Here is a 25,744-nt window from a genome sequence, read left to right on the forward strand (position 1 = left end):
ATTACACCCCACGCTGCCAGCGTAGTGGTTTGACTTTCATGCCATCGGATAATTGAGACACTCCAGCGCTGACGATGAGATCGCCCTTGTTGACGCCCGTTAAAATCTCAACACCTTGATTACTCACGCGTCCTAACGTCACCATCGTCGGTTTTACTTCACCCGATTGCGCTTGATAAATCCACACTTGCACTTGGCCATCTTGGTCGCGCTTATCGATAGCGGTCACTGGCACTACCGTTGACGCGAGGGCACTAGGATCTTTGACTAAGGCTAAGGTCAACTCGGCACTCATTCCTGGAAGTAACTGAATATCTTGAGGTTGAGGTAACGAAAACACCACTTCATAGGCTTGGGTACCCGGTGTGACTTGAGTCGAGTATTCTTTAAATTTGGCATCGAAACTTTGCTCGGGGAAGGCACTAAAACGCACTTTAGCTGCAAAGTGAGCTTGATCGGTATATTGTTTCAAACCCGCCGCCATCGACTCGGGAACTTGAATGCTAATATCGAGCAAATTATTGTTTTGTAATGTTAATACCCCTTGGTTTGCTTGCACTATTTGGTGGTTATCCACTAAACGTTTGGCGACTGTACCGCTAAAAGGCGCCGTTAAACGGGTGTAACTCAGTTGATCGCGTGCAGCGGCTAAGGCGGCGGTGGCCGATTTGAGTTGCGCTTGAGTGCTATCAAACTCAGATTGTGAAATCAGCTTGCGATTGAGTAGCTCAACTTTACGTTTAAAGTCAGCGGCTAACAGTTCATGCTCCGCCTCGCGGGTCATTAAATTATTGTGGGCGTCCCTGTCATCAAGTTTTGCGAGTAAGCTACCTTGAGTGACTCTTTGCCCTTCAACTAATGCCAATTCTGTTAATTGTCCTGAAATGCGGAACGATAATTCTGCGCGACTATTGGCGGCAACGCGGGCTGGAAATGTTCTGAAATCTCCGTCTTCTACATTGAGTACTTCAAACAGTTTAACCGGACGAATTGTTGCCACTTGCACTGAACTTTCCGCAGGCGAACAACCACTGATCAGGGCTGGAAGCAGCATTGTCAGCGGCAAGAGTCGATATAATTTCATGGTGGAGATTTCCTAGTTAACAAATTGTCAGCATTTCTGAGCGCGAAGATACCAGCTAAATTAGTTGCAATAAACGGGATAATTTGGGAATATCAGTCCCACATAATGAGATTGAACTTAAGGTCAAAATGAAGACAGAGGACTTAGCGTTATTCCACCGAATTGCTGAAACCGGTAGTTTGATTGAAGCGGCGGATTTACTTAACTTACCTAAATCGACTGTGAGTCGGCGTTTGCAAGCCTTGGAAGATGAGCTGAACATTAAATTGTTTCACCGTCAGAGCCGCTCTATGACGCTCACTTCTGCGGGCAGTCATTTTTACCAGCGCTCGCAGAATATTTTGGCTCAGCTCGACGAAACCCTATTCGAAATGACCAATGACGATGCTGAGATTAGCGGGCATTTGCGTATTCAAATGTTCCCCATCCACAGCATGAAAATCTTGATGCAAGCCATTTTCCGCTTTATGGATATGCACCCTAAACTCACCTTAGAAGTCATCAGCAGTTCAGAATCCGTTGATATGGTGAAACATAATCTCGATGTGGCCTTTGTGGTCGAGCCTGCGTTGGATACCTTAGATTTAGTGGTGCGGCCAATTTTTACCACTGACTTACGTTTTTACGCCAGTCCGCAATATTTAGCGGCACACGGTACACCTAAAACACCGAAAGAGATTGAAGCGCATAATGTGTCTATGTTCCGTTTATCCAACGGCAAAATTTTTAATGAGTTATTTATCGGTTCAGAACAAGAGGTGAGAGTCAGAGGCAATTTCTGCTCCAACAGTATTGAAGTGGCGGTTGAGTTTGGATTGCAAGGACGCGGTATCGTGTATGCACCTTCTGAAGTCGTTGCCGAATATGTGGAAACTGGTGAGTTAGTGACCTTATTACCTGAAATCCAACCCCACCAAGGCGAGTGCTTCTTAGCTTATCCATCAAGACGTTACGTAAGTTTAGCCAGTCGGCGCTTTATCGACTATATAATGCAAGAGTTAGTGCCAGACGGCGTGCCGACTAATATGAGTGAGCAAGGCCCACGTCGATCCTGCAAAGCCTCTACGGGAGCGTTTTCAGACGATGTGTTGCGCTTTCCCGTTAAAAAATCAAGCTAGTTTACCCCTCGCTAATGGCGTTTGCGGTCGTGATCTTTGTGGGCTCACAGATCCGCTGCGCCAGCCAGTAACAGGCAATTCCCATCAAAATATTGGTCACAGGTAGCGCGAGCAGCAGGCCCTTAACGTCACCTATATACGATCCCAAGGCTGCTAGCGGCAGCATGAGCAGTACTAAGCGGCACAGATTGATGACTAATGAACTCATAGGCCTGTGGTAGGCATTGAGCGAGGTCGCGACAATAATCACTATACCCAAAGGTCCGTAGGCGCAGGGCAGCACTAAGATATAAAAACTAAGCCATTCGATAACCTGTGGATCGGTACTGAATAAATGCGCGATAGGCTCGGCTAAAAAGATCAGTGGGATATAGAGTAAGGTTTGGAAAATAAAGATAAATTTTATCGATAATAGTAGGGCTTCTTTCGCTCTGTGTGGCTGTCCTGCCCCTAAGTTTTGCGCAATAAAGGGCATTAAACTCGACGACAGTGCCATCACTACTATTAATAGCACTGACTCTAACCGAGTACCGGCACCAAAGGCTGCCACGGCGCTGTGATCGATATGCGCCAACATGGCCATAATAATGGCATTGGCTAGTGGATTGATTAAATTCATCAAGGCGGCGGGTTGTGCTATATGGGCTAATTTGCTCCAGTTCGCGCGCATTCTGTCTATGTCAAAGGCGGCCCATTCGAGCATTTTGCGCCTGACAATCAACAAATATCCCGACAAAGATAAGGCAATCAACCAAGCGAACAGGGTTGCAATTGCGGCGCCTTGGATTTCTAAACGTGGAAATGGCCCAATACCAAAAATCAGTAACGGATCGAGGATAAGATTGATGAGTGCCGCCAGCGCCATGATCATCGCCGGCGAGCGGGTGTCGCCAGTGGAACGTAAGCCTTGATTGCCTACCATCAACAATACCAGCAGCGGTGCGCTGACATACCAGTAAATCATATAGTCGTGGATCAGCGGCAAGCTGTCATCGTTTGCCCCGAGTAAGCGAAACAATGGCGTAATAAAAATGCTACCCAGTGCGGCTAAACTGGCGATCAAGACAAAGGTGAGCAATAAGGCATCATGCAAGAACACTTTGGCCTTGTGGGCATTACCCGAACCGATAAGTCGACCTAAATTGGTCGAGACTCCAGCACCAATACCAATGGCGATGCTAGAGATCACTAAGGTCACCGGAAAGGTAAAACTGATGGCGGCTAAGGCTTCGGTGCCCAATTGGCTGATAAAAAAAGTGTCAGCGAGGCTGAAACCTAGAATGGTCATAATGCCAATTAAGTTGGGGAGGCTCATGTTGAGCAGTACACGACCAATTGGCGCGGTGAGCAGCCCGTGTCTGTCTTTCATGGAAAAATAGTGCCTTGTTAGCGAGCGGAGGCGAGATTCTAGCAGGATTGTGCGGACTTGAAAAAACCGACATCAAAAAATTGAAGTTTTTTTTGTAAATGCCCTTGGATCTCGACACTGTCAGCCCCATATCTCAGACAGCAAAAGAGCAGACTAAGGTGTCTGTTTTTTTAATCACAAATAGGCTCGATTGTAGGGCATCAAATCATTAGGAGAGTTCATAGATGAATATTCGTCCATTACATGACCGCGTAATCGTTAAGCGTCTAGAAGTTGAATCAACATCAGCGGGTGGCATAGTACTGACCGGTAGCGCCGCTGAAAAATCAACTCGCGGTGAAATCCTTGCTGTGGGCAATGGCCGTATTTTAGAAAATGGCACAGTTAAGCCACTGGATGTCAAAGTGGGTGACGTGGTGATCTTCAACGAAGGTTACGGCGTTAAGAAAGAAAAAATCGACGGTCAAGAAGTCTTGATCCTGTCGGAAGCTGACCTGATGGCAGTAGTGGGTTAATCCTCAGCATCAATTCGACATTCCAATTAATCATTAAAAATTTAAAGGATAATCAAGATGGCAGCTAAAGAAGTTGTATTTGGTAATGACGCTCGCGTAAGAATGCTGGCTGGCGTAAACATTCTCGCAAACGCAGTTAAAGTGACCTTAGGCCCTAAAGGCCGTAACGTGGTATTAGACAAGAGCTTCGGCTCACCACTGATCACTAAAGACGGTGTTTCTGTTGCCAAAGAAATCGAGTTAGAAGACAAATTCGAAAACATGGGCGCGCAAATGGTGAAAGAAGTTGCTTCTAAAGCCAACGACGCCGCCGGTGATGGTACTACGACTGCAACTGTACTGGCTCAAGCCATTGTAGTTGAAGGCTTAAAAGCCGTTGCAGCCGGTATGAACCCAATGGATCTGAAGCGCGGTATCGACAAAGCCGTTATCGCAGCTGTTGCTGAATTAAAAGCCTTATCACAACCTTGTGCAGATTCAAAAGCGATTGCACAAGTTGCGACTATCTCTGCAAACTCTGACGAATCTATCGGCGAAATCATCGCAACTGCGATGGAAAAAGTCGGCAAAGAAGGCGTGATCACAGTTGAAGAAGGCCAAGCGTTAGAAAACGAATTGGACGTAGTAGAAGGTATGCAGTTTGACCGTGGCTACCTATCTCCATACTTCATCAACAAGCCAGAAACGGGCAGTGTTGAATTAGATCACCCATTCGTACTGTTAGTAGACAAGAAAATCTCTAACATTCGTGAACTGTTACCTATCCTTGAAGGTCTGGCAAAAACCGGTAAGCCATTGCTTATCGTTGCTGAAGACGTTGAAGGCGAAGCATTAGCAACATTAGTTGTGAACAACATGCGCGGTATCGTGAAAGTGGCTGCTGTTAAAGCACCTGGCTTTGGTGATCGTCGTAAGGCAATGCTGCAAGACGTAGCAATTCTGACTGGCGGTACTGTAATTGCTGAAGAAATCGGCCTAGAGCTTGAAAAAGCAACCCTAGAAGATTTAGGTACAGCTAAGCGTGTTGTGATCACCAAAGACAACACCACCATCATCGATGGTAACGGTGAGCAAACACAAATTGCTGCTCGTGTAAGCCAAATCAAACAACAAGTTGAAGAATCAACTTCAGACTACGACAAAGAAAAACTGCAAGAGCGTATGGCTAAACTAGCTGGCGGTGTAGCAGTCATCAAAGTTGGCGCAGCGACTGAAGTTGAAATGAAAGAGAAAAAAGCCCGCGTTGAAGATGCTCTGCATGCAACTCGCGCTGCGGTAGAAGAAGGCGTGGTTCCTGGCGGCGGTGTTGCTCTGGTTCGCGTAGCTTCTAAGATCGCTGACGTTGAAGTATTAAACGAAGACCAAAAACACGGTGTGGTTATCGCACTGCGTGCAATGGAAGCGCCACTGCGTCAAATCGCCACTAACGCGGGTGAAGAAGCGTCAGTTGTTGCTAACACTGTGAAGAACGGCAGCGGTAACTTCGGTTATAACGCCGGTAATGACACTTACGGTGACATGTTAGAAATGGGTATCCTTGACCCAACTAAAGTGACCCGTTGTGCATTGCAATTTGCGGCATCAATCGCAGGTCTGATGATCACTACAGAAGCTATGGTTGCTGAAATTCCACAAAATGCTAGCCAAGATATGGGCGGTATGGGGGGGATGGGCGGAATGGGTGGCATGATGTAATCTGCCTCGCCGCAGATTGACCAAGGTGGTTGTCTTGGTCTCTCTGAGACCGAAACAAAACCCCAATTCGGGATACCGAATTGGGGTTTTGTTTTTCGCGCTTACTGCGCCAGAGTGATTGGTTATCTCTTTTGAATTTTGTGCTGCGGTTTAGATTGGTTTTGGATTTGTGAATCCAAGCTGGAACAAGAGTTAAATCAAAGTCGTGGGGCTTCACCCCACACCCGACCAAGGAGGACTGCTCGTCCTATCCTCCTTGGATTCTCCAAGACGCCCCTAGCGAAGTTATATGCATTGATGACTAGCCTTGGTCTTATGGATAAATAGCTATCGCTTCCGAAGGCAACGTCCCTGTACCTACGGAAGCTAGCCGGACATCCATGTCCGGACTCACGCAATTTATTCCAACGCCCTTCAGCAACTTCGCAGGGGAGCGTGAACTTCTGTAGTCTCGGTATCGGCTGTTAATCTCAAAAGAGTTATGCCTGTCCTATCTTCGTTTGTTCAAGGCTACTTTCTGTTATTCTTTACTTCCTCAAAAAATACCGCCAAATCTTCGATGTCTTGATTTAGTTCATCAATGTCAGGCATAGGAACTACACCAGCATTAGCTGGGTTATCATGGGCATCTAGGAAACCACAACACTTGTCATAGAGGGCTGTAATAAAAACTATTTCTGGCTCGCTTACTTTTAGTAGCTTAGCGATCATTGTTACTCGAACATCCCTACTGAATCGTTGGACAATATCACCAATCAACCATTCCTCAATGAGTCGCTCTAAAGTGGTTCGCAGCTTCCCATAGACGTACCTTGCTTTCTCTTTATATTCTTCCTCTATGAAGTTCTCAAAATCTTTGCAGTATTTTCTTACATCAACAACTTGTTGGCGTAGGAACTTTATCCGGTCTTTTGTGGACATTGCATCCCATGGTAAACGACCTACAGGGAAACCAGAATAGGAGCCTTTTTGAGCAATATGCACTAAGTTAAACGAAGTCTCTGGTGCAGCTTCCCTCAACATGACTAAAAATGGTAAATCGTGAGTTAGCACAATCACTTGACGGTGTAGGGATTCCTTGGCTATTCGTTTTGCAAACAACCTACGCCACTTGTGATCTAGTGAGTTTACTGGGTCATCAAAGATAATTGCTGACTTACGACTATCAATTGTTAACTCGGACATAAAGCCTGCCAAAGCAATACATTTTTGCTCACCTTCACTGGCAATATCTGAGATTTGTGTAGAGGCAATATTCGAAATAGCTAGCTTCAATTTCTGTTCCCCTGCCGAACCACGAGTCTTAGTTTCGACAGAAAAAGCTTTAAAACCTAGTGCAGATAACTCGCTTTCAAACACACCTTTTAACTGACCAATTGCACCTGCATTACTCAACACTGATGTAAATGAAGTTATTTTCGTAAGTACAACACTACCTAGAGCATTTTGAAAAATCTGAAAAGTATGCAGTCTGTTGATTTCATTTAAGACTAATTGCTTCTGTTGGTGTATTGTTTGCCGATCTACTAACTCCAATAGTCTTGAATTCATTTCTGCGAGTGACTTAGCTAAAGATCCATCATCAGCCACACTTTCAATCTTAGCTTTGAGAGAGTCCAACTGAGCTTTCAGCCAGTTTGGAACACTAAGGATTAATGATGGATGGATAAAGCATGGATTGGTTGCTAGGACAGCTTGTTTGCGATTGATTAATTGTCCCATTAGTTCACCTAAAGCATTCATAACCTCAGGTTTAACGGCTTCAATTTCAGTTAGAATTCCAGAAAAAGGCGATAAATCGAAAGACAGGTTTTCAATAAAATTTATTCGAGCTTGATATGCTTGGGTTGCTTTCTGAGCTTCAACTTGAGAGTGATCTTGTATGTACTTGTGGAACGCCTTCATACGCTCAGCTGTTGCAGTATCTATAGCCTGCAAACAAGTCGGGCAATTCTCACCTGTAGCAGGAGGGAAGGCACCATTTTGACTAGTTATAAAGCCTTCAACATGCCTCCACATCTGTTTCCAAACCTCGGTACCAATTCCCCCAATAGGTAAACCTGTAAGAGTCGTTTGTCTTATGGCTTCAGCTGCTGCGACTTTGGATTTCTGTTCATCATACAATCGTCCTATTTCGCTCAAGCTACCGTCACTAAGCTGAGATACCAAATTATTAATAAATTTATATAGTGGTTCTCGATGACCGTACTTCCCTGCTAGCTCCTTTTTCAATTGATCTGGTGTCTTGCCTGTTAACTCGAAGATCTCTAGCTTCAAGGGTTCTATTTGAGCTATTTCTTCATCTGTTGCACAGTGGGAGTCTAAAGTTGTAGTTGATTCTGCAATCGGCAAATTATTTAGTGATTGTAAAAACGCATTTACTTTAGTCGATGGGTTATATCCAAATATTGGGTGCGGTGCTGAATGATGTTTCTGTTCATCTAAAAGTCTTCTTTTCACTTCAAGACAAACACTTACTAGTTCATCAAGTAACTTGAGTTCTGCTGGTTTGTACTCAACGCGATCTTCTTTGGAAATATAATGTACTGCTGACTTCGAATCGAAAATACGAATGGACTTTAACTCTGGGCTATCCTCTCCATCCTTTTCCCATATATAAGGGATCGGCTCTCCACCTGCTGAGCTAAAACACAGTGTGGCTTGAGGATTTTCAGTCGATGGCTTGAAAATATTCGTCAGGATATTAGGGACATCGCCACGAGTTAGACACGCGCTTTTTAGGATTTTTGCATAACTAGATTTACCCGCACCATTGTCCCCATAGACGACTGTTAAACCATTAGGGGCGAAGTTTAGGGTTTGGCCTGGTACAAGAGATGAAACGTTCCGAACCATACCTAGGGAAAGTAAATTTATAGAGTGTTCTTCAACATCGAACCCCATTACTTTTACTGGTGATATATTTGCTGTATAGATCTGATCTTTTAGTAAGAGTCCAAATTCCATTTTTGCAAGGTTATATAAGACATCAACAAATTCAGGTTTGATCTCTCCATGGCCTAAAGCTATGCGAATAGCGTGACGCCACCAAAGCGGTCTACCATCCTGATTAACCCATTCAACGACCTTTGCTACTTGTGACATAACGATATCCTATTTCATTAGCTTAAATTTGGTAACGGCAGCAGTCTTTAATGGTTGTTACTTGGTTCAATAAATGTAGGGCTTGTTTCGTCGGTATTTCCTTTGCGCTCAGCCCATTTATTTCCCACTTTTCTTTGCGCGCTTTATGTCTCTGACCAAAACCATTGATTTATTCGGTTTTCGTATTTCGAAGAGATCTATAGCCGCGAATAGATCTACAAGCTTTTTGAAACCATAGTTTCTTTGGTCGAAAGAGCTGTGGTTAGATATATGAGCGCCTATTGGACCGAGTTGCGCCCAACCATTTTCTTCTTCGGTTGCTTCAATCGCTTGACGCAACATATTGAGTAGTTTGGTGTCACTTTTTAAATTACATTTTTGCGGTGTCGCGGTTTTGGGCTGAGCTTGCTCGGTTTTACTAATTGAGTCTGGTGTAGTTGGTGGCGGCTGAGTGACTTCTGATATCACTTCAATTTCTTCTGCGACAACTACAGGTTCTGCGTCGAGGTAGAGGAAGCGAGAGCAGCTATTCACAAAAGCGGCTGGTGCTTTACGTTCTCCGAAACCAAAAACGGTTTTACCGTCGGCTAAGGCTCTGGTCACAAGGGGAGTAAAGTCGCAATCCGAAGATATTAAGCAAATGATGTCTATATCTTTAGTGTAAAGAATATCCATAGCATCAATAACTAAAGCAATATCGCTGGCATTTTTACCTTTGGTTAAATCGAATTGTTGAATAGGCTGAATGGCATATTCATGCAGGATATCTTCCCAAGGCTTTAGATTCGGGCTTTTCCAGTTACCATAAGCCTTTCGAATACTGATTAATCCGTGTTTTGCAAGCTCAGCGAGTACCACATCAAACTTCTTGGCTGGCGCGTTATCTGCATCAATGAACACCGCAATTTTTTCTTTATTCTGCATTTTAACTCCAACGAATGTGGTTATGCTTTACCTGTTTTTAAGGATGAGAAGTAGTACCCGCAGATGGAGCCAATTATTGCACTTGAAAAAGCAAGAAGTTCGGTGAAGTACTTGTTTTCAAATAGGGCGGCTAGGCTGATGATTGTGAGTAAGACCATCACTAGCATGATTGCTAAGATTGGCGCAGTCCTCTTATTAATTCGTTCAGTTAGAGGTTCGGCTTTTCCAATTCCACCGCAAGAACCACATATCAGTCCAAATTGATTTCTTCTTCGCCAAATAGGTAATTCGTTTAGTTTTGCGCAGCGTTCACATGAACTGTTATTGATTCCATTGGAACAAGTTCCTGTTCCTGAACAATGTTTACAATCATAAAGATTGACCATGACATCTTGCATTTATGTTCCTTCATAAATTTTGGGGTATTAGGGACAGGTCTGTGATGGTGGCTTTATCTTAGGATTGAAGCACGCTACCGCCCATGGCACTTGCTACCAGACCGCAAATACAGACAATAAATTTTAATAAAAACAATAATAAAGCTATCAGTCTGTGGTTTGTAAAACCTTAAACGGAATCACAATTAGTTCAGAGGGGGAGCATCTTTAAGGAGAGGTATAGAAAGCTTTTCCTTGCCTTGTTCGCTTTTCTAGAGCGGATCTTCCCTGACTCATTTGTATATCGCCATATTTTATTAGCGAGATTTTCGCTAACACCAGACTAGCGTTGATTGATTAAGTAATTGCTTAAGTGTTGTTTATCAATCAAAAATTTAAACTAGCGTACAGCATATGGTGAATCGCAACAATAGTGAGTTGTTGCCCAGTAAACCAAAGACGGAATATGCATCTTTTTATCAAATAGCACGCAACACCAAAGCGATAGACGTTAATCTAACGAGCCATCCATTGTTAAATTTGCAGAGTGTATGCTTGTAAAAAGGCATACAGATAACTGGAGAGTTGGTTGGATTAAGCATTGGCATGTAAGTGACCGTTGACGGCATGGCCGCTCTTTCACATCCATGAAAATTTAATGGGCCACCCATTGTTAAATTTTAAAAAAGGGATGGTGGGTATAATTCTGTTTGCTTTGCATGACTCGCAAGCAACACCAAATATAAAAGAGATACACCTTCCCCTGCGAAGTTGTCGAAATACGCAGATAAAAATGCCGTGGCGACATCATGGATGATGGCGCAGGCTCGGGGGGACAGGGATGTCCCATCTGAGCCGTTAGGCAATTTTTATTGGAGTATGAGACCAGTAACTAATGCATGTAACTTCGCTAGGGGCGTCTTGGAGAATCCAAGGGCGAAGGCCAACGGCCGTTTTGAGCGCGAGATAGGGATATCGAGCTGGTAGTTTAACATGGACGTTTTTGATAGGACGAGCAGTCCTCCTTGGTCGGGTGTGGGGTGAAGCCCCACGATCTTGATTTACTTTGGCTGTTAAGCCGCAAACGAGCAGTAAAAGAGTCTGCCAATCTTTGATAAGAACGAAAGCGAGGACTGACACATTTCTTTCTGAGTTATTTATAAGAAAAATATAGGTATCTTTGAGTATTCCAAGCTTCTATCACTTGACCATTGGGGCATATAAAAATGGCAGTCTTACGAGTGATAGATTGGAGACTATCCTAATGATAAATTGGTTGAATACTAATATATTGGCAGACATTTAAGCTGAACAAAAATAGTGGGTTAAGCTCTTATTCTCAATTACAATGCACTATTTTCATTCGCTAAATGCGGCATTAAACGAGCAGGAAACCCAGTATGAATATCCCAATGATTACCGCGCTTCAGAGTGCTATTACCGAAGCGCTCGCGAGTATACCAACCGCTGAGGCGGAGCAGATCTATGCATTGTCTTTCTATATCAACAACGAATATGACGATCCCCGTCTACCTACGCTGACAGTCGGCTATAACACAGTCGATGAGTGGCATGCCTCGATTCCAAAGGCTTCTAGCTCTGACGAAGCAAAATGGAACTATGCCTTCTGGCTTCAAAACGAACTCCTCGTCTTTGGGGATTCTGACTCTCAGACTGCGGATATCTTAGCTCGCTGGGTGGCCGATCTCGGTCTCGGGTACAGTGATGCGGAGGAAGATGTCGATTTTGAGCGCTGCCTTGAGCTTGGTCAGGAGATAACCGAGCAATTTGTTGCCGCAGTATGCGTTGTCGCTTCTACACTCCATTCCAACTTAACCGTTAGTCGCGTTTTTGGTCGTTCGGTACCCATCATAGTTCACGAGCTCGAGTACTATAACGAGATCGCAGATCAGACAGAGGCCTGTAACCCTCCCAGACTCGCCGAAGAGTTCGTTTCTTGGGTGCGCTCAATCTAACGTTAGTTATCAGTTATAGGTGGTAAGGATATAGGGCAGATTGGTTGGTGGCGGTTCAATAAGTCTAATTACAGATCTTAATCACATAGCTTAATCACATAGCTTAATCACATAACAAAAAGGATGCATCGATGAACGAAGAGCAATACGAGAAGGGGCTTGAGGTGCGTCGTGCTGTTATGGGCGATAGCTATGTGGATAAGGCGCTCAATAGTGCGACGGATTTTACCCAGCCGCTGCAAGATTTAGTTACGGCCAATTGCTGGGGTGAGGTTTGGGTGCGTGATGCTATCTCAAGGCAAACGCGCAGTTTGATTACCATAGCGACGCTGGCGGCATTAAAGGCGCCGACTGAGTTAAAGGGCCATGTGCGGGGCGCGCTAAACAATGGCTGCTCGGTTGAAGAGATCCAAGAAGTCTTACTGCATTGCACCGTTTACTGCGGTATGCCTGCGGGGATTGAAGCTTTTCGAGCGGCAAAAGAGGCGATTGAGGAGTGGCAGGCGCAAAACAGTTAGTTCACTTGGTACTGATCATTTTGAGCGTCAATGGCTGTGAGGTTTAGTGTTTTTAACATTCGCTAGGGGAGCTGAGTTACGCGGATTCCCCTAGCGCATGATGGCTACAAACTTGAACAGTCTGCGCTTATTTTTGCAGTTGGGCTTTTGCGGCTTCTACTTTTGAGAAATCCAAACCGAGTTCAAGCACGGCTTCTTTGATCAAGGCCGGTTTCTGCATCACTAGTCCCAGCAGTTGTTGTAATTTTTCGGCTGGGATGCCTAATTGACCGAGCGTGCCCATCGCCATTAATGGATTTTCGGTTAATGTTTGAAACAGTTCTTGGATTTTAGCGTCACTGACGTTGTGTTCTTTTAAGATGGCAATAATGGGATTCATTGCATTACCTTGTTGATATGAAAGTTAAACAGGTGCCGATTTTATCACAGTTCTGCCAGAGTGGTTGCCTCACACATGCGTACCCATTGGATTTTGCCACACTTTGCCTATGCCATTAAGCGCATTAGATTTTATTCCCAATAAGCTTTACTCTGGTGACGTATTCCCCAAAATCTGCCGATAAAAACCTGAGCGACAGTCGTGCATCGTGAGCCGTTGCATTGGATATTGTGGCTCTAGATATGATTGCCTTAGATATCATGGAGCAATGCGATTGGGTAATCGCTGGCTTTTATCATCCCTTAAAAATGGAAAGGAACTGTGGTTATGCTTGATGTTGTCGCGAACCAAGACAAAAGTATTGTGGTTAAACAGTTACGATACGGGCGTGATAATGAGGTGTTAGTCGTCGATGAGTGGCAACTGCATCCTGCAGAACATTGGGCGATTTTCGCGACCGACAGCTATTGTGGTTCCTTGCTCGGGCGAATATTAACGGGTGATATTCTGCCCGATGAAGGGACGATTGCTGGCTTGCCGCAACGTATCGGCTGGGTGTCACTTGGGTTGCAACAAGCATTGCTGGAGCGCGAGTTAGAAAAAGACGAGTTGGATTACGGTTCGAGTGTCGAATCCTTAGTATTGGAATGCTGCCAAGATGCCAAGCAACTCCCAGCATTATTACAAAAGGTTGGGCTTGAGCCGCTGCGCCTGCGCGGTTTTCGGCAATTATCCACGGGCGAAACACGCAGAGTCATGCTGGCACGTGCACTGGCAATGTTACCGCAATTGCTGATTTTAGATGACCCTTACGCTGGACTCGATGCTGAACATCAGGCGAGCTTATCTGAGCTGCTGAATGAAGTGGCCGAGCATAGCCAGTTGCTGATCATTACCTCTCGTCAAGAAGAATTGCCGTCGTGCATCAGTCATGTGGCGCTGTTTAATGGTGAGATGCTCAAATCGGGGCAGAGTGTACACAAACTCAGCCCGTCGATGTCGATTGAGCAATGGCACAATCATCCTGTGATGGCGCAGTTGAATGCGTTATCCGCCCAACGTAGCGATGAACTCTTGGCCTTAATGGAGCGGCAAAGGCACAACGCCGAGGCGTTTGATCCTCTGGTCGAGATTAAAAATGGCAGAGTGGAATATGTCAGTGGGCTGATTTTCAGCGGCGTGAATTGGCGCATCGAGGCAGGGCAACATTGGCAAGTTCGTGGCCCAAATGGCTGCGGTAAAAGCACTTTGCTGGGGCTGATTTTAGGCGATCATCCCCAATGCTATAGCAATGACATCACACTCTTTGGCCGACCTCGCGGAAGCGGCGAGAGTATTTGGCAGATTAAACAACGGATTGGCATAGTATCGTCGGCGCTGCACTTGCAATATCGCGTCAGTTGCTCGGCATTAGATGTGCTGCTTTCGGGCTTTTTTGACTCTATTGGCCTGTACCATAAACCCACTAAGCCTCAGCTAGATTTGGCGAAGGAATGGTTGGCGATTTTGCACATGGCAGGGCTGGCGAGCACAAGCTTTAAGAAGCTCGATTATGGTCAGCAGCGGTTACTGCTGATAGGTCGCGCCTTGATTAAACAGCCACTGTTGCTGATTTTAGATGAGCCGTATCAGGGCTTAGATTTCATCAATCGCACCTTAGTGATGCGGGCGCTGGAGATGATAGCCGAGCATCATCTGAGCCAATTGCTGTACGTGTCACACCATAGGGAAGATGCCTTACCTGCGATTAGAAACTTTGTCGATTTTATCAAGCAAGATGACGGCTATTCGGTACAGGTGAACTACTGTGAGTCTGAGGATTTAACCCGTTTAAATCAGTAAATGCCACCTATCGCAGCAGCTTAACGGCTGCTTATTTGTTTGCAGAGTTTGTCATTATCCCTCGGCACTCCAACGCAGGTTAAAATTGACTTTACAGGGCGCTAGCCATTAAGTGTGTTAGTCACGCTCAATGGCAATATATCTGTGGCGCGAAAGATTTTCGTATTCCAGTGAAAACTGAGATACACCACATATCGATAATGAGGGTATCGCCCTAGTGTTTTATCCCCCATTCGTCAGACAGCAGTTCTGTTAATTAGTCATGCTTGATATAGGTAACTGTGAGCCGTCTTACAGTTTTGAATGTCGTTGGCGCGAATAATAGTTTCTGGCCTAGGCCAAAAACTCGTAACAGTTTTATGGTTCATCCACTGAACTTATTCATCAAGTCAGTTATCACGCTTGAGAATCCAGAGCTATGGACTTCCTTAGCGAGATGAGCCCGAGTGTCACTCGTTGTACCAAAGATGTGCACTAAGACCTAAAACATGATTTCAAGACATATAAGACGACTTAAAGATAAAAACATTTATGCCAAGACCTAAAAAATGCCGTCAATTATCGAGCTGTGTGCCCTGTAGTCTATTTAAGCCTAATGGGATCCCTGCGGTTAAATTAACCCATATTCAATTAGAGGCCGATGAGTTTGAGGCCCTCGAACTGGGTGACGTTAAAAGATTAAGCCAGATCGAAGCCGCGGCCTTGATGGGGATCTCTCGGCAAACCTTTGGATACCTTCTCGCCAATGCCCGCAAAAAGGTGGCGACGGCTATCACTCAAGGTCAAGCCTTGAGGCTGCCAACCCAAACAGACAAGGATTTATCATGATTATTGCCATGCCGATGAGCCGCGAACGCCTCGCCAGTCACTTTACGAAAGCCCTACAAATTGGCTTTTATAATGAACAGTTTCAGCTGATTAAGCTGGTCGATAACCCGGCAATTGAGGGTGACTGTAGTGCTAAAAAAGCCTTATTAGAGCTGATTATTCAACAAGGTACCGACATTGTACTTGTGCAGAATATCGGTGAGCGCATGTTAGGAAAGTTGCTCGATGCGGGGATTAGTGTGAGCAAAGGCAGTGCGAGTCAAACAGTGGTGACTTTACTTGCACAAACGGCGGATCTTAATCTTAGATTGACGGATGCATCCCAAGGCCGCGATTCACTCAAACATGCAGCCAAGGGCGGATGTTGTCATTCTACAGGTGACGGCTGTGGTTGCAGCGGTAAAGCTAAAGCAGCACCTAGATCAACACGTCTTATGGGCATGCCCGCAGCACAGGTTAAGCTCGATAAGTCAGTGCATTACGCTGGGTTTAGACCCTTGGTAAACAAATAATATCATCGTTTAATTTGGATTATTCCGTCACAGTTAAAGCGTAGGGGCGGGCAAGCGCCCCTCGAATATCCGCTAACGAAAACACCTTGGAAAACCGTCCAAAGGTTTTGCCATAAAACACACATTCCACCACCGGCAAGGCAAATACATTGCGGCTCGCCGCTATCTCACCTTGGGCTTGGCAATCAATATAGGCCATCCGCATCAGCGGGAACGCTTGCGCCAACATCTCTGCAATTCTCGGTTTGAGCGTTTGGCACACACCGCAGTCCGGCGCGCCAAATAACAACAGCACCGCCGCATGCTCAGTTAACATGGACTCAAGCATCTCAGGTGAATCAATGTGCATGATGATGTCGGTGTGCATACGTTGCCATTTGGAAGTTGTTATGTGTATGAATTCATGGGCTAGTTTGCGTATTTCTAGGGTTACAGCCAGCCCATTTTTACCACGCTACTACCGATAAATTGACCAAGGTAGAATAAGCCAAGCATGAGAAGCCCGATACAGGCAGCAATCACTCCGATTTGCTGTATGTCTGTCAGGCTATCTCGCCATTGTTTTAGATTATTTATCATTTCACTACTAGCTACCTGCTACCTGCTACCTGCTCAGGCTTAAGGTTATACGCGTGACTTTACATATGTCGCATCGCTAACTGCACCACTGACGCTCGCAGGGAATGCCATCATCGTCACCATCCATTTGAGTATTGGGGCAATTTTGGATATAGAAAGTCGCCTCAGCACAGGAACTTATGTGGCTGCAATGGGTTTTACCCGCTTCACATTGGAAACTTGGTGTTGCCGTTGCTTGTGTTCGCGCTTTAGTTTCATACATGGGCATTGGCTGAGTGTCATCATTTGTGATTACTGATGCTTCATTGAATTCAGGGGCTTGATCTAATACATGAGTTTCATTGAATTCTTGGTATTGTTTAAAGCCAAAGATAACGATGGCCACGATTATTAGCAGCGGGATTATCGTATTAAAGGACGATTTTCGTGAGTTATGGCGATGCGCTTTGTCTTTGTTATTGAAGTTGAAGTTTTCATTGCGTGATTGGATATGAGAGTGGGAGCGTGTTGTTGCACTCGCTGCAACGACTGCGACGCCTTCAATCGAGGCGATAACCGCTTTTCTTTTGCCGTCATTTTGCACTTCCGTTTGAAACAGAATGCTGTCGCCCACTATGGGTTTTCTCGCCATCTTTTTCAGCACTGAAATGTGAATAAACACATCTTGGGCTGCGTTTTTTTCAGGCTGAATAAAGCCAAATCCCTTTTCATCGTTCCAGCGTACCAGTACGCCTCTATCCATGAGCATTTTCTATGTCCTTAATTTAACGGCTTAATATTTTTAGTTATTGAATATCAATACTTACTTGAGTCGTGCCTATTTATCTCTTTTAAGGAGCAAACCGTACTTAGGTTGACGAGTCAGCGATTCAATGTTGGCAGCTAAGTTACTCAAGCATAGGAAGTTTTGCAATTTTTTATCTTGAATTTGCTTATGTGTGACTCATTCGCTTTGAGTGTATGGCGGTGGGGAAATGTGAGCACTTAGCAGAAACGGTTGGCATTTTTGTAAATTCAATACAAACAATAGATTGCATTAATAATAAACAAATCGATCAAAAAACGTGCGTTAAAACTTGCAATATTACTGTGTGCTGCATAGTATTTGCTGTGTGGCGCACAGTGTGTGTGACACAGTGTTAAGGACAGGAATTCGACAATGACAAGTTCACAGCTAGTCAAAATGCGACTCGAGTTGCGCCGTGGGGTATTAGTGTTGGCGGTACTGGGATTATTAAAACAAGCCCACTACGGTTATTCGCTCCGCAAACAGTTGCAGGAAGGCGGTATCGATATTGACGAAGGGACTCTGTATCCCTTAGTGCGCCGCCTAGCCGATCAAGGATTGTTGGATAGTGAGTGGCGACAGGCCGAAGGGCGTGAGCGTCGTTATTACCAATTGTCGTCATTGGGCGCTGAGTTGCTCAGTCAACTGACCGATGAATGGCAGCAACTTAATGGCGCCTTGGCTTTTTTACTGGAGCAAAGCGCTGACACTAATAGCTCAGATATAAAAAGCTCAGACGAGAGTGCAGAGGAGATTTGATATGGAATTAGTCGATCGCTATATCGCCGCGGTGCAGCGAGAATTGCCCGAGAACAAACGTCAGGAAATTGGCCGTGAATTAAAAGCCAATATCTGCGATCAATTGGATGCCCTATCTGAACAAGGTGAATTGACTGAAGCGCAAATTGCCGCGGTATTAAAGCAAATGGGTCATCCCTGTAAGGTCGCGCAGCAATTTGTTCCGGCAGTGCCTATTATTGCCTCTGAGGATATTCCGCTTTTTAAACATACACTTTTCACTGTGCTTGGGGTCTTGTTTGTGCTGCAGGTTGTGGGCGGCACGACTCAATGGTTGGGCTCGGCAGGGGGGGATCTATTAGGATTTATCCACCATATTGCTAAAGGTTTTATTGGCGATGCCTGTCTTGCCTTTACCGCTATCCTGTTAGCCTTTTGGAGTTTCTCGGCTCAGGGGAAACCCCTATCTGGCAGCAATTGCCAAAAATGGCAGCCGCAGAATTTGCCTAAGGTTGGGCCCGGTTGGCAGCATATTAGTTTAAGTGATGTGTTTACCGATCTGGCGACATATCTTTTTCTCTTACTTGTGATCTGGTGTTCTGTGTGGATGAGTAGCGAGCAATTAGCTGCGCGGACTGTGATTTTCAGCGCCAGTGCTCAGCAATTGTTGCAATGGTTTAGCCCTATTATTTTGCTGTCTATGGGGAATAGTCTCTGGCAACTACGCCGCCGAGTGTGGACTACTGAATTGTTACTGGCGAATATGGGGATCAATCTTGCTTATGCCTCGTTCTTAGTCTTTCTGGCCTTTAGTTCGCCACTATTACAAAGCCAAGTACAAAACCAAGGAGCTGAATTAAATGGGGAATTTACGTTATTACAGTTAGAACATTGGCTAAGTTATACTCTAGTGATTGCCGCTATGTTCCCTGGCTATGAGGTGATTCGCGATGGGTTGCGTTGGCGTAAACTCGCAAGCAAATAAGTAAGGTTTAGCCTAGGTTTTGTAGGTGAGTTTTATTCACTTTTTCATCGAATACATGGCCTGTTCAGTATGATTGAACAGGCTTTTTACATTAGTGCCATCTTCTGTGGAGAAAAGTAAGCCACGACTTTTACAGTCGATGCTGATTTATTCTGGGGTATCGCCATGATTCATTTCATTATTAAGCGATTTTTGGGCCTGTTGTTTGTAGGTGTCAAATATGCCTTCTTGCTTCATCTGTTTTAGCTCACGAGCAAGATTAACGGCGAGTGCCGCGTGACGTTTATTTAAGTAACCATAGCTGGTAAGTTCTTCTAGGGTGGCAATCGCGATTATTTTGCTGCCTTGAAACTCAGGCGTTTGTAATAGATCCAATGAGCTTGCCTCCGTATCAATATAGATATCGATTCGGTCGCGGAGCATTTTACGAAAGGAGCTCGCGGGGGACGAAGATTCAGTCAGACGCTCCTTAGGAATGAGTCCCTTTAGCTTTTGTTCTGCGAGGAACACGCCTCGATAGTATTCGATCTTGTATCGACTCTTTTGCAGTGCTTGCCAGTCAGGTATTTTGATTTCGGGATTGTGGGCGAAGGCAATTAAATGGGTATCGATAACCGGTTCTTCAATTCGAATGAGGTTGGTAAACTTTTCGCCATAACGAGATACTCGCCCCGGCTCGCCATCCACTTTACCTGAGTCCGCCATCATACTGGCGCGGGCTGCGGGAACCACTTGATAGGAGAAGTCATATCCTAAGCGTTCAAAGGCTTGGGCGTAAATCAGTTCAGCCCATTTAAAGTAGAAGTTATGTTTGGGGTCCTCATAAAACGCCATCGTAATGATAGGTTTATCAGCAATCATCGCTGTGGTTTCTGCTGTTGATTTGCTGGTTGCATGAACCGAGACACAAAAGAAAAGGCCTACCCACACACTCCAAATGTGCATATTGCTCCATCGTTGCATAGCGTGTCTCTAAAAGTGTTGAGTTATTTAGAGTATAGCTAGCCTGATAAATGGGTTCATTTTTATTCAAGCAAGATTATTTTATTTCCATGATTTCGCACTAACACACGGTTGAAATGTGATCTGCTGGCGGACATTTTGTCCTTTTGGGTTTAAAAATGTGCGATACGGCACATAGAAATGATATTTGCCTGTATTTTGCTGGTTTTTTATTCATCAGAGTTTGAGCTTGATCGGTTTTTTGCTTGTAAATAAGGCGTTAAATCCCTGCCGTCTATCACCTGTAGTAGGAAAGAAAGGATGAAATCGGGACTGGGATTATCAGGAATGCGGTTATCAAAGCTTTGGTTATCAATGACGTGGTTATTACCTCTTTGTTGTTTATCGAGTGCCGTAATGGCAGAGGCGGCAACGGACAATATCGAACGCCTTGAGGTGCGCGGCAGGCAAATTAACACCTTAGGCCATAGTACTTCGGCATCTGAGGGGATAGTCGGCGCGGCAGAAATCGAGAGTCGACCCCTATTACGAACCGGCGAAATCCTCGAATTTGTTCCTGGGATGATAGTCACTCAGCACAGTGGTTCGGGTAAGGCGAATCAGTATTTCTTACGCGGCTTTAATTTGGATCATGGCACAGACTTTAATACTCGAGTCGATGGTATGCCTGTGAATATGCGAACCCATGGGCACGGTCAGGGTTATACGGATCTTAACTTTTTGATCCCTGAACTTATAGGCGAGATCCGTTATGCCAAAGGCGCTTATTATCCTGAGGTGGCCGATTTTTCTGGCGCGGGTGCTGCCCAATTACTGCTGGCTGATCAACTCCCCCATAACCAAGTTGGGGTGACGTTGGGTGAATATGGCTACCAGCGACTCGTGGCGACTCAGGAGCTAAACACTGACATGGGGCATTTTATTTGGGGTGGTGAGGCACAAACCTATGATGGCCCGTGGACGGATATTGATGAGGATGTGAGTAAGATCAGTGTCGTCGGGCGTTATTTAACTCGGCTCGGCGAGGGTGACTTGAGCGTCACTATGATGGCCTACGACAACAGCTGGAATTCGGCGGATCAGATCCCCGCCCGTGCGGTGGATTCTGGATTAATTGATTTTTATGGATCTTTAGATAAAGACGTCGGCGGTGAATCTAACCGTTATAGCGTTTCAGCTAATTACGATGCGGGTGATTGGCAGGGAAATGTCTACGCCATTCGCTCGACTATGAATTTATTCTCTAATTTTACCTATTTCTTAAACGATCCCATCAATGGTGATGAGTTTGAACAAGTCGATGAACGCACGATTTGGGGCGGTGATCTTAAGCGTGATTGGCAGACTTCACTTGGTGGCACTCAACTGAATTACAGTGTGGGCGGCGATGTGCGTTATGACGATATTGGCGCAGTGGGTTTGTATAACACTCAGGCGCGACAACGGCTGAATACGGTAAGGCTTGATGAAGTGCAAGAGTTGTCGAGTGGCATCTTTGGCAAAGTTGAGTGGCTGCCAGCTGATCAATGGCGTTTTAATCTTGGGCTGCGTTACGATTATTTTGATGTGCAGGTCGACAGTGATAATCCGCTTAACAGTGGCGATGCGTCCGATGGTATGTTCAGCCTCAAAGCCGGTGCTTCTTATTTGTGGAGCGATAATCTTGAGCTATATGTTAATGCAGGCCAAGGGCTGCATTCGAACGATGCACGCGGTGCAACGATCAAGGTTGACCCTGTGAGTGGCGATGAGGTCGAAAAAGTCGATCTCCTCGTGCGTTCAAATGGCGGCGAATTTGGGGTGAAATACTATGACAGGGACTTTATTAATTTCTCTGCTGCGATCTGGTATCTGCAACTAGATTCAGAATTAGTATTTGTGGGCGATGCGGGTAACACTGAGCCGAGTCGTGCATCTGAACGTTATGGTGCTGAATTAACGGCTTATTATTGGCTGAATGAGGCAATCAGTATCGATATGGAATTAGCGTGGACTAACGCTAGATTTACTGAAAATGAATTTGAAGAGGGCAAGTATATCGATGGCGCAGTTCCCTTTGTTGCCAGTGCGGGCATCACCTATCGACCCGACGGCGATGGCCTGTATTCGAGTGTACGCGTGCGGCACCTTGGCGAGCGGGTGCTCGACAGCTTTAATGACCACAAGGCTGATGCGACCACATTAGTTAACCTCGCATTAGGATACGAGTTCCGCCGCTTCGACACTAAGCTTGAGCTGCTAAACGTGTTTGATAGTAAAGATCACGACATAGATTATTTTTATGCCTCTCGTTTGCCCGGCGAAGCAGCCGAAGGTGTTGAAGATCAGCATTATCATCCTGTTGAGCCACGAATGGTGAGAGTCAGCGTGAGTTATCATTTCTAGTGGTATTCATCTGTTAAGGCGATATCGAAAGTTATTACGTATGTCGCCGAGCAAAAATGTATCTCAATTAAGCGTCCAGATAGTTGGGCGCTTTTGTTTTTCAGCGGCACTCATTTAAGCGCTAATTTAAGCACTAATCTAAGCCCAAATCGCTTCAAACTATGTGGCTGCAATAATTTACTATTCCCGCGCTGACAATGAAGGCTAGAATGATGACGAGTCGATCTGAGTTTCCCCCTGTTTTACAGCTGATGCTATAGGTAATCGCCGCGAGTTATGAGTACTGCAACACCCATTGAAAACATTAATTATTGGCGTCATCCTAGCTTATCAGGCATAGAACTGAGTCAGGCGGAATTTACGCATTTCAGTTTTGATAAACATGTGCATCTGGATTACCACTTAGGCGTAGTCACTCAAGGTGCGCAGCAGTTTGTGAATAAGGGCAGCAGTTATCAGCTTGGTCAGCATAGTTTATCGACCTTAAATCCCGACGAAACCCACGATGGTCAGAGCCGCGATGCCGACGGTTATCGGGTGAAAGTGATGTCGATCCCTGTGGAATATATGAATGAAGTCAGCCAAGAACTGGGTTTGAAGGAGCACTTTTTCAGCGCGCCTATGGTAGATGACCCGACGCTTTATCAATATTTTATTCAGCTACACGAGCTATTAATTCAAGGCCAATGCAGTGCGCTTGCGGGTGAGTCCCACTTACTGAATTTTATTCATCTGCTGCTGGAGCGTTACCCAAGCGGTATTTCATCTTGCCTATCTAAGCCGAGTGAACAACTCGGGTTATCTAAGTTGCAGGTGAGCTTAGTGAAACAGCGAATTCACGATGAGCCTTGGCATAATACTCAACTTGAAACCTTAGCCAATGAAGTTAATTTAAGTAAGTTTCAGTTTTTGCGGCAATTTAAACAGGCAACAGGGATGACTCCCCATGCGTACCTTAAACGGGTGCGTTTAGAGTTGGCGAAAAAGTCCTTAAGTCATGGCGCTTTAGTGGCGGATGTGGCGCAGCAGTTTGGATTTTTCGATCAAAGTCATTTAAACAAAGCTTTTAAGCAGGCATTCCTATTATCGCCAGTGCAATTTCAGCGGCGTATGCTCTAATTTCCCCCCGTCTTTCGACGCCGCTGGTTTTTAAAAAACACTGAATAGTGCAATTTATTACAATTCAGCGCTGCGACAAATTGCCATACTGGCTGCCTCAGTTATCGTTATTAACCTTTTTGCGGAGCCGCATATCTATGGATTTATCTTTATTACTCACCTTGGCTGTAATCCATGTCGTTGCTTTAATCAGTCCCGGACCCGATTTTGCCATTATGGTGAAGATTGCGACTCAGCAGTCCAGAAGCACTGCGGTTGCCGCCGCTGTGGGGATTTCAATAGCCATTTTAGCTCATACGATTTTGAGTCTGACCGGTGTGAGTCTACTCATTAAGAGTTCGCACACTCTGTATCTCTTAGTGCAAATTGTGGGCGCTTCTTACCTCGCTTGGATGGGGTTTGGTGCCCTGCGTGCCGGTCTTGCGATACTCGCTAAACGTAAAATGAGTGCCAGAGTCCATGCAGGGACAAATGATGATGCTGTCATTAGCGCTGGTGACGTTGAAGGCGTGGTGTCTGTTGCTGGTGGCTTAGGTGGCGCTATGTCACGCAGGCAAGGTTTTTTGACTGGGCTTTATACCAATCTATTGAATCCGAAAGCATTAGTGTTTTTCTTAACCCTTTTTTCGGCCTTGATTACCCCAAGTGTTACAACGAGCACTAAAATCGCTTCCGCTATTTTGTTGTTGTCTTTGTCATTGGCATGGTTTGGCTTTTTAGCGGTAATGTTGTCAAAGGCGCAGGTGCAACTTAAATTGCAGCGACTAACACCGGTTATCGATGTGGTTATTGGTGTCATCTTTATGTCGGTAGCCTTGGCGATTTACTCAAACCTATTATTAACTGCTTAGTCAGGCGCAGTGTAAATCACCTTAGGTTTTAGTCTGAGGCACTTATGGTATTCTTGGCCTTTAGTCTCAGCAGAGACATTTGGAGTAAGGGATAAAGATGCCATTCGCCTCACGACTCAAGGGAAGCAAATTAGCTGTTTCCAGCCAAGTTAAACTGATGAATATCGCGTTTTCTGCGGCGTTAATATTCAGCGTTATGGGTTTAAGCATCAATGCAAACGCCGCTGATGAAGCCATGCCACAGGAATATATCCCTCTGGTGCAGGGACTTATCGACGCCGCCAAGGCCAATGATCTTGAGGTGATTGCTAAGCGTGTGGCTTACCCGCTTAAACGTGAATATCCTATCCCCGCGATTCAAAATACGCAGGAAATGATCGCACGTTTCGATCAGGTTTTTGATCCTAAGCTGCTTGAGCAGATCGCCCATTCTAAGATTGAAGCCGATTGGCAGACAATGGGCTGGCGCGGCATTATGCTCGGTAGCGGTGTTGTGTGGCTGGATTTTGATGGCAAGATCATCGCCATTAACTATCAAACACTGGTAGAGGTAAAACTGAAAGCAGAGCTTATTGCTAAGCAACAAACGGCATTACATCCGAGTGTGAGTGAATTTGTCAGCCCAGCGTTATCTTGGGAGACCGCCAAGTTTACCATTCGTGTCGATGATATGGGGAACAGCCAATACCGCTATGCCGCATGGGCAAAGGGTAAGTCATTGAGCGAAAAGCCAGATTTAGTGCTGAATAAAGGCAAACTTGTATTTGATGGCAGCGGGGGGAATCATTCATACCAATTTCGCAGCGGCCCATACCAGTATTATTGTTATGTCACCGTCTTAGGCGGCAGCGATAGTCCTCTAGGCGAGCTAGTGGTGTTTAAGAATGACCAAGAAATACTGACACAAGCCGTTATTAAAGCAGACTAGTCTCGTTTCCATATCCCTATGAGTGAGATTTAAAGCCGCGACCCTATGTTGATGGTCGCTGCTTTAATCTTCCATATTTTAGAAAGTCACTGTGGCAACAATGCTAATCTTAGGTAAGTTCTCAATATATAAATCCGTCCTAAAAAGTTAATGCCCCTTTTCATGGT

Annotated in this window: 24 protein-coding genes; 14 read left to right on the forward strand and 10 right to left on the reverse strand. The window is 45.2% G+C overall.

Annotated elements, in window-relative coordinates:
- Position 1: 1 nt before the first annotated feature.
- On the reverse strand, positions 2–1,084 hold the full coding sequence (locus ACHA99_RS16645) for an efflux RND transporter periplasmic adaptor subunit (protein ID WP_393943943.1): 1,083 nt from the start codon (positions 1,082–1,084) through the stop codon (positions 2–4).
- A gap of 128 nt (positions 1,085–1,212) precedes the next feature.
- Between ACHA99_RS16645 and ACHA99_RS16650 the strand changes: the two genes are divergently transcribed.
- A complete protein-coding gene (locus tag ACHA99_RS16650; protein WP_393943945.1) occupies positions 1,213–2,202 on the forward strand; it encodes a LysR family transcriptional regulator in 990 nt (329 codons plus the stop codon).
- 1 nt (position 2,203) lies between these two features.
- On the opposite strand, the gene ACHA99_RS16655 is transcribed toward ACHA99_RS16650, so the two are convergent.
- Positions 2,204–3,571, reverse strand: a complete 1,368-nt coding sequence (locus tag ACHA99_RS16655; protein ID WP_173246972.1) for an MATE family efflux transporter — start codon at positions 3,569–3,571, stop codon at positions 2,204–2,206.
- 224 nt (positions 3,572–3,795) lie between these two features.
- Between ACHA99_RS16655 and ACHA99_RS16660 the strand changes: the two genes are divergently transcribed.
- Positions 3,796–4,086, forward strand: a complete 291-nt coding sequence (locus tag ACHA99_RS16660; protein ID WP_006086113.1) for a co-chaperone GroES — start codon at positions 3,796–3,798, stop codon at positions 4,084–4,086.
- 57 nt (positions 4,087–4,143) lie between these two features.
- The gene (gene groL, locus ACHA99_RS16665) at positions 4,144–5,781 is read left to right on the forward strand and encodes a chaperonin GroEL (RefSeq protein ID WP_263146635.1); all 1,638 of its coding nucleotides are present in this window, start codon (positions 4,144–4,146) and stop codon (positions 5,779–5,781) included.
- 510 nt (positions 5,782–6,291) lie between these two features.
- Here the strand turns inward: groL and ACHA99_RS16670 are convergent.
- The 3 genes from ACHA99_RS16670 to ACHA99_RS16680 all read right to left on the reverse strand — a co-directional run bounded on the left by ACHA99_RS16670 (position 6,292) and on the right by ACHA99_RS16680 (position 10,208).
- The gene (locus tag ACHA99_RS16670; RefSeq protein WP_393943948.1) at positions 6,292–8,886 is read right to left on the reverse strand and encodes an AAA family ATPase; all 2,595 of its coding nucleotides are present in this window, start codon (positions 8,884–8,886) and stop codon (positions 6,292–6,294) included.
- A 117-nt stretch (positions 8,887–9,003) separates the two neighbouring features.
- The gene (locus ACHA99_RS16675) at positions 9,004–9,810 is read right to left on the reverse strand and encodes an NYN domain-containing protein (protein WP_393943950.1); all 807 of its coding nucleotides are present in this window, start codon (positions 9,808–9,810) and stop codon (positions 9,004–9,006) included.
- 20 nt (positions 9,811–9,830) lie between these two features.
- The gene (locus tag ACHA99_RS16680) at positions 9,831–10,208 is read right to left on the reverse strand and encodes a molecular chaperone DnaJ (protein ID WP_263204007.1); all 378 of its coding nucleotides are present in this window, start codon (positions 10,206–10,208) and stop codon (positions 9,831–9,833) included.
- Between the two features lie 1,391 nt (positions 10,209–11,599).
- Between ACHA99_RS16680 and ACHA99_RS16685 the strand changes: the two genes are divergently transcribed.
- Positions 11,600–12,163, forward strand: coding sequence for a hypothetical protein (locus ACHA99_RS16685; RefSeq protein ID WP_393943953.1), 564 nt, complete (start codon positions 11,600–11,602; stop codon positions 12,161–12,163).
- A gap of 131 nt (positions 12,164–12,294) precedes the next feature.
- On the forward strand, positions 12,295–12,681 hold the full coding sequence (locus tag ACHA99_RS16690) for a carboxymuconolactone decarboxylase family protein (RefSeq protein WP_198573438.1): 387 nt from the start codon (positions 12,295–12,297) through the stop codon (positions 12,679–12,681).
- 127 nt (positions 12,682–12,808) lie between these two features.
- Here the strand turns inward: ACHA99_RS16690 and ACHA99_RS16695 are convergent, their stop codons facing one another.
- Entirely contained in the window at positions 12,809–13,060 is a 252-nt protein-coding gene (locus ACHA99_RS16695; RefSeq protein WP_006083102.1) for a DUF2999 family protein, read from the reverse strand.
- Positions 13,061–13,387: 327 nt separating this feature from the next.
- Here ACHA99_RS16695 and ACHA99_RS16700 point away from each other — a divergent pair, with 327 nt between their 5' ends.
- The 3 genes from ACHA99_RS16700 to ACHA99_RS16710 all read left to right on the forward strand — a co-directional run bounded on the left by ACHA99_RS16700 (position 13,388) and on the right by ACHA99_RS16710 (position 16,242).
- Positions 13,388–14,902 carry an ATP-binding cassette domain-containing protein gene (locus tag ACHA99_RS16700; protein ID WP_393943956.1) on the forward strand — a complete coding sequence of 505 codons (1,515 nt, stop codon included), beginning with the start codon at positions 13,388–13,390 and terminating at the stop codon, positions 14,900–14,902.
- 531 nt (positions 14,903–15,433) lie between these two features.
- Positions 15,434–15,730 (forward strand): DUF134 domain-containing protein, encoded by a 297-nt coding sequence (locus ACHA99_RS16705; RefSeq protein WP_012088215.1) that lies wholly within the window; start codon positions 15,434–15,436, stop codon positions 15,728–15,730.
- Positions 15,727–16,242: a NifB/NifX family molybdenum-iron cluster-binding protein gene (locus ACHA99_RS16710; protein ID WP_263200636.1), complete on the forward strand. Its 516-nt coding sequence runs from the start codon at positions 15,727–15,729 to the stop codon at positions 16,240–16,242. Before ACHA99_RS16705 ends, ACHA99_RS16710 begins: the two co-directional genes overlap by 4 nt.
- Before the next feature lie 19 nt (positions 16,243–16,261).
- Here ACHA99_RS16710 and ACHA99_RS16715 read toward each other — a convergent pair whose 3' ends face one another.
- From ACHA99_RS16715 to ACHA99_RS16725, 3 genes are all read right to left on the reverse strand, one after another.
- Complete coding sequence (locus ACHA99_RS16715) at positions 16,262–16,609, reverse strand: co-chaperone YbbN (RefSeq protein ID WP_263200635.1); 348 nt, start codon at positions 16,607–16,609, stop codon at positions 16,262–16,264.
- Between the two features lie 62 nt (positions 16,610–16,671).
- Complete coding sequence (locus tag ACHA99_RS16720; RefSeq protein WP_393943959.1) at positions 16,672–16,821, reverse strand: hypothetical protein; 150 nt, start codon at positions 16,819–16,821, stop codon at positions 16,672–16,674.
- Positions 16,822–16,897: 76 nt separating this feature from the next.
- Positions 16,898–17,569: an excalibur calcium-binding domain-containing protein gene (locus tag ACHA99_RS16725; RefSeq protein WP_393943961.1), complete on the reverse strand. Its 672-nt coding sequence runs from the start codon at positions 17,567–17,569 to the stop codon at positions 16,898–16,900.
- A gap of 411 nt (positions 17,570–17,980) precedes the next feature.
- Between ACHA99_RS16725 and ACHA99_RS16730 the strand changes: the two genes are divergently transcribed.
- Positions 17,981–18,367 (forward strand): PadR family transcriptional regulator, encoded by a 387-nt coding sequence (locus ACHA99_RS16730; protein ID WP_263200633.1) that lies wholly within the window; start codon positions 17,981–17,983, stop codon positions 18,365–18,367.
- A 1-nt stretch (position 18,368) separates the two neighbouring features.
- Entirely contained in the window at positions 18,369–19,331 is a 963-nt protein-coding gene (locus ACHA99_RS16735; RefSeq protein ID WP_393943963.1) for a hypothetical protein, read from the forward strand.
- A gap of 147 nt (positions 19,332–19,478) precedes the next feature.
- On the opposite strand, the gene ACHA99_RS16740 is transcribed toward ACHA99_RS16735, so the two are convergent.
- Positions 19,479–20,294 carry a substrate-binding periplasmic protein gene (locus tag ACHA99_RS16740; protein WP_393943965.1) on the reverse strand — a complete coding sequence of 272 codons (816 nt, stop codon included), beginning with the start codon at positions 20,292–20,294 and terminating at the stop codon, positions 19,479–19,481.
- 327 nt (positions 20,295–20,621) lie between these two features.
- Between ACHA99_RS16740 and ACHA99_RS16745 the strand changes: the two genes are divergently transcribed.
- The 4 genes from ACHA99_RS16745 to ACHA99_RS16760 all read left to right on the forward strand — a co-directional run bounded on the left by ACHA99_RS16745 (position 20,622) and on the right by ACHA99_RS16760 (position 25,577).
- Complete coding sequence (locus ACHA99_RS16745; RefSeq protein WP_393944039.1) at positions 20,622–22,679, forward strand: TonB-dependent receptor; 2,058 nt, start codon at positions 20,622–20,624, stop codon at positions 22,677–22,679.
- Between the two features lie 276 nt (positions 22,680–22,955).
- Positions 22,956–23,798: an AraC family transcriptional regulator gene (locus ACHA99_RS16750; protein WP_168825528.1), complete on the forward strand. Its 843-nt coding sequence runs from the start codon at positions 22,956–22,958 to the stop codon at positions 23,796–23,798.
- A 137-nt stretch (positions 23,799–23,935) separates the two neighbouring features.
- Positions 23,936–24,649 carry a LysE family translocator gene (locus tag ACHA99_RS16755; RefSeq protein WP_393943968.1) on the forward strand — a complete coding sequence of 238 codons (714 nt, stop codon included), beginning with the start codon at positions 23,936–23,938 and terminating at the stop codon, positions 24,647–24,649.
- A gap of 97 nt (positions 24,650–24,746) precedes the next feature.
- Complete coding sequence (locus ACHA99_RS16760) at positions 24,747–25,577, forward strand: hypothetical protein (protein WP_393943970.1); 831 nt, start codon at positions 24,747–24,749, stop codon at positions 25,575–25,577.
- The last annotated feature ends 167 nt before the right edge of the window (positions 25,578–25,744 follow it).

Origin of the sequence: Shewanella sp. S23-S33 (assembly GCF_043359565.1) — a bacterium.
GTDB lineage: Bacteria > Pseudomonadota > Gammaproteobacteria > Enterobacterales > Shewanellaceae > Shewanella > Shewanella oncorhynchi.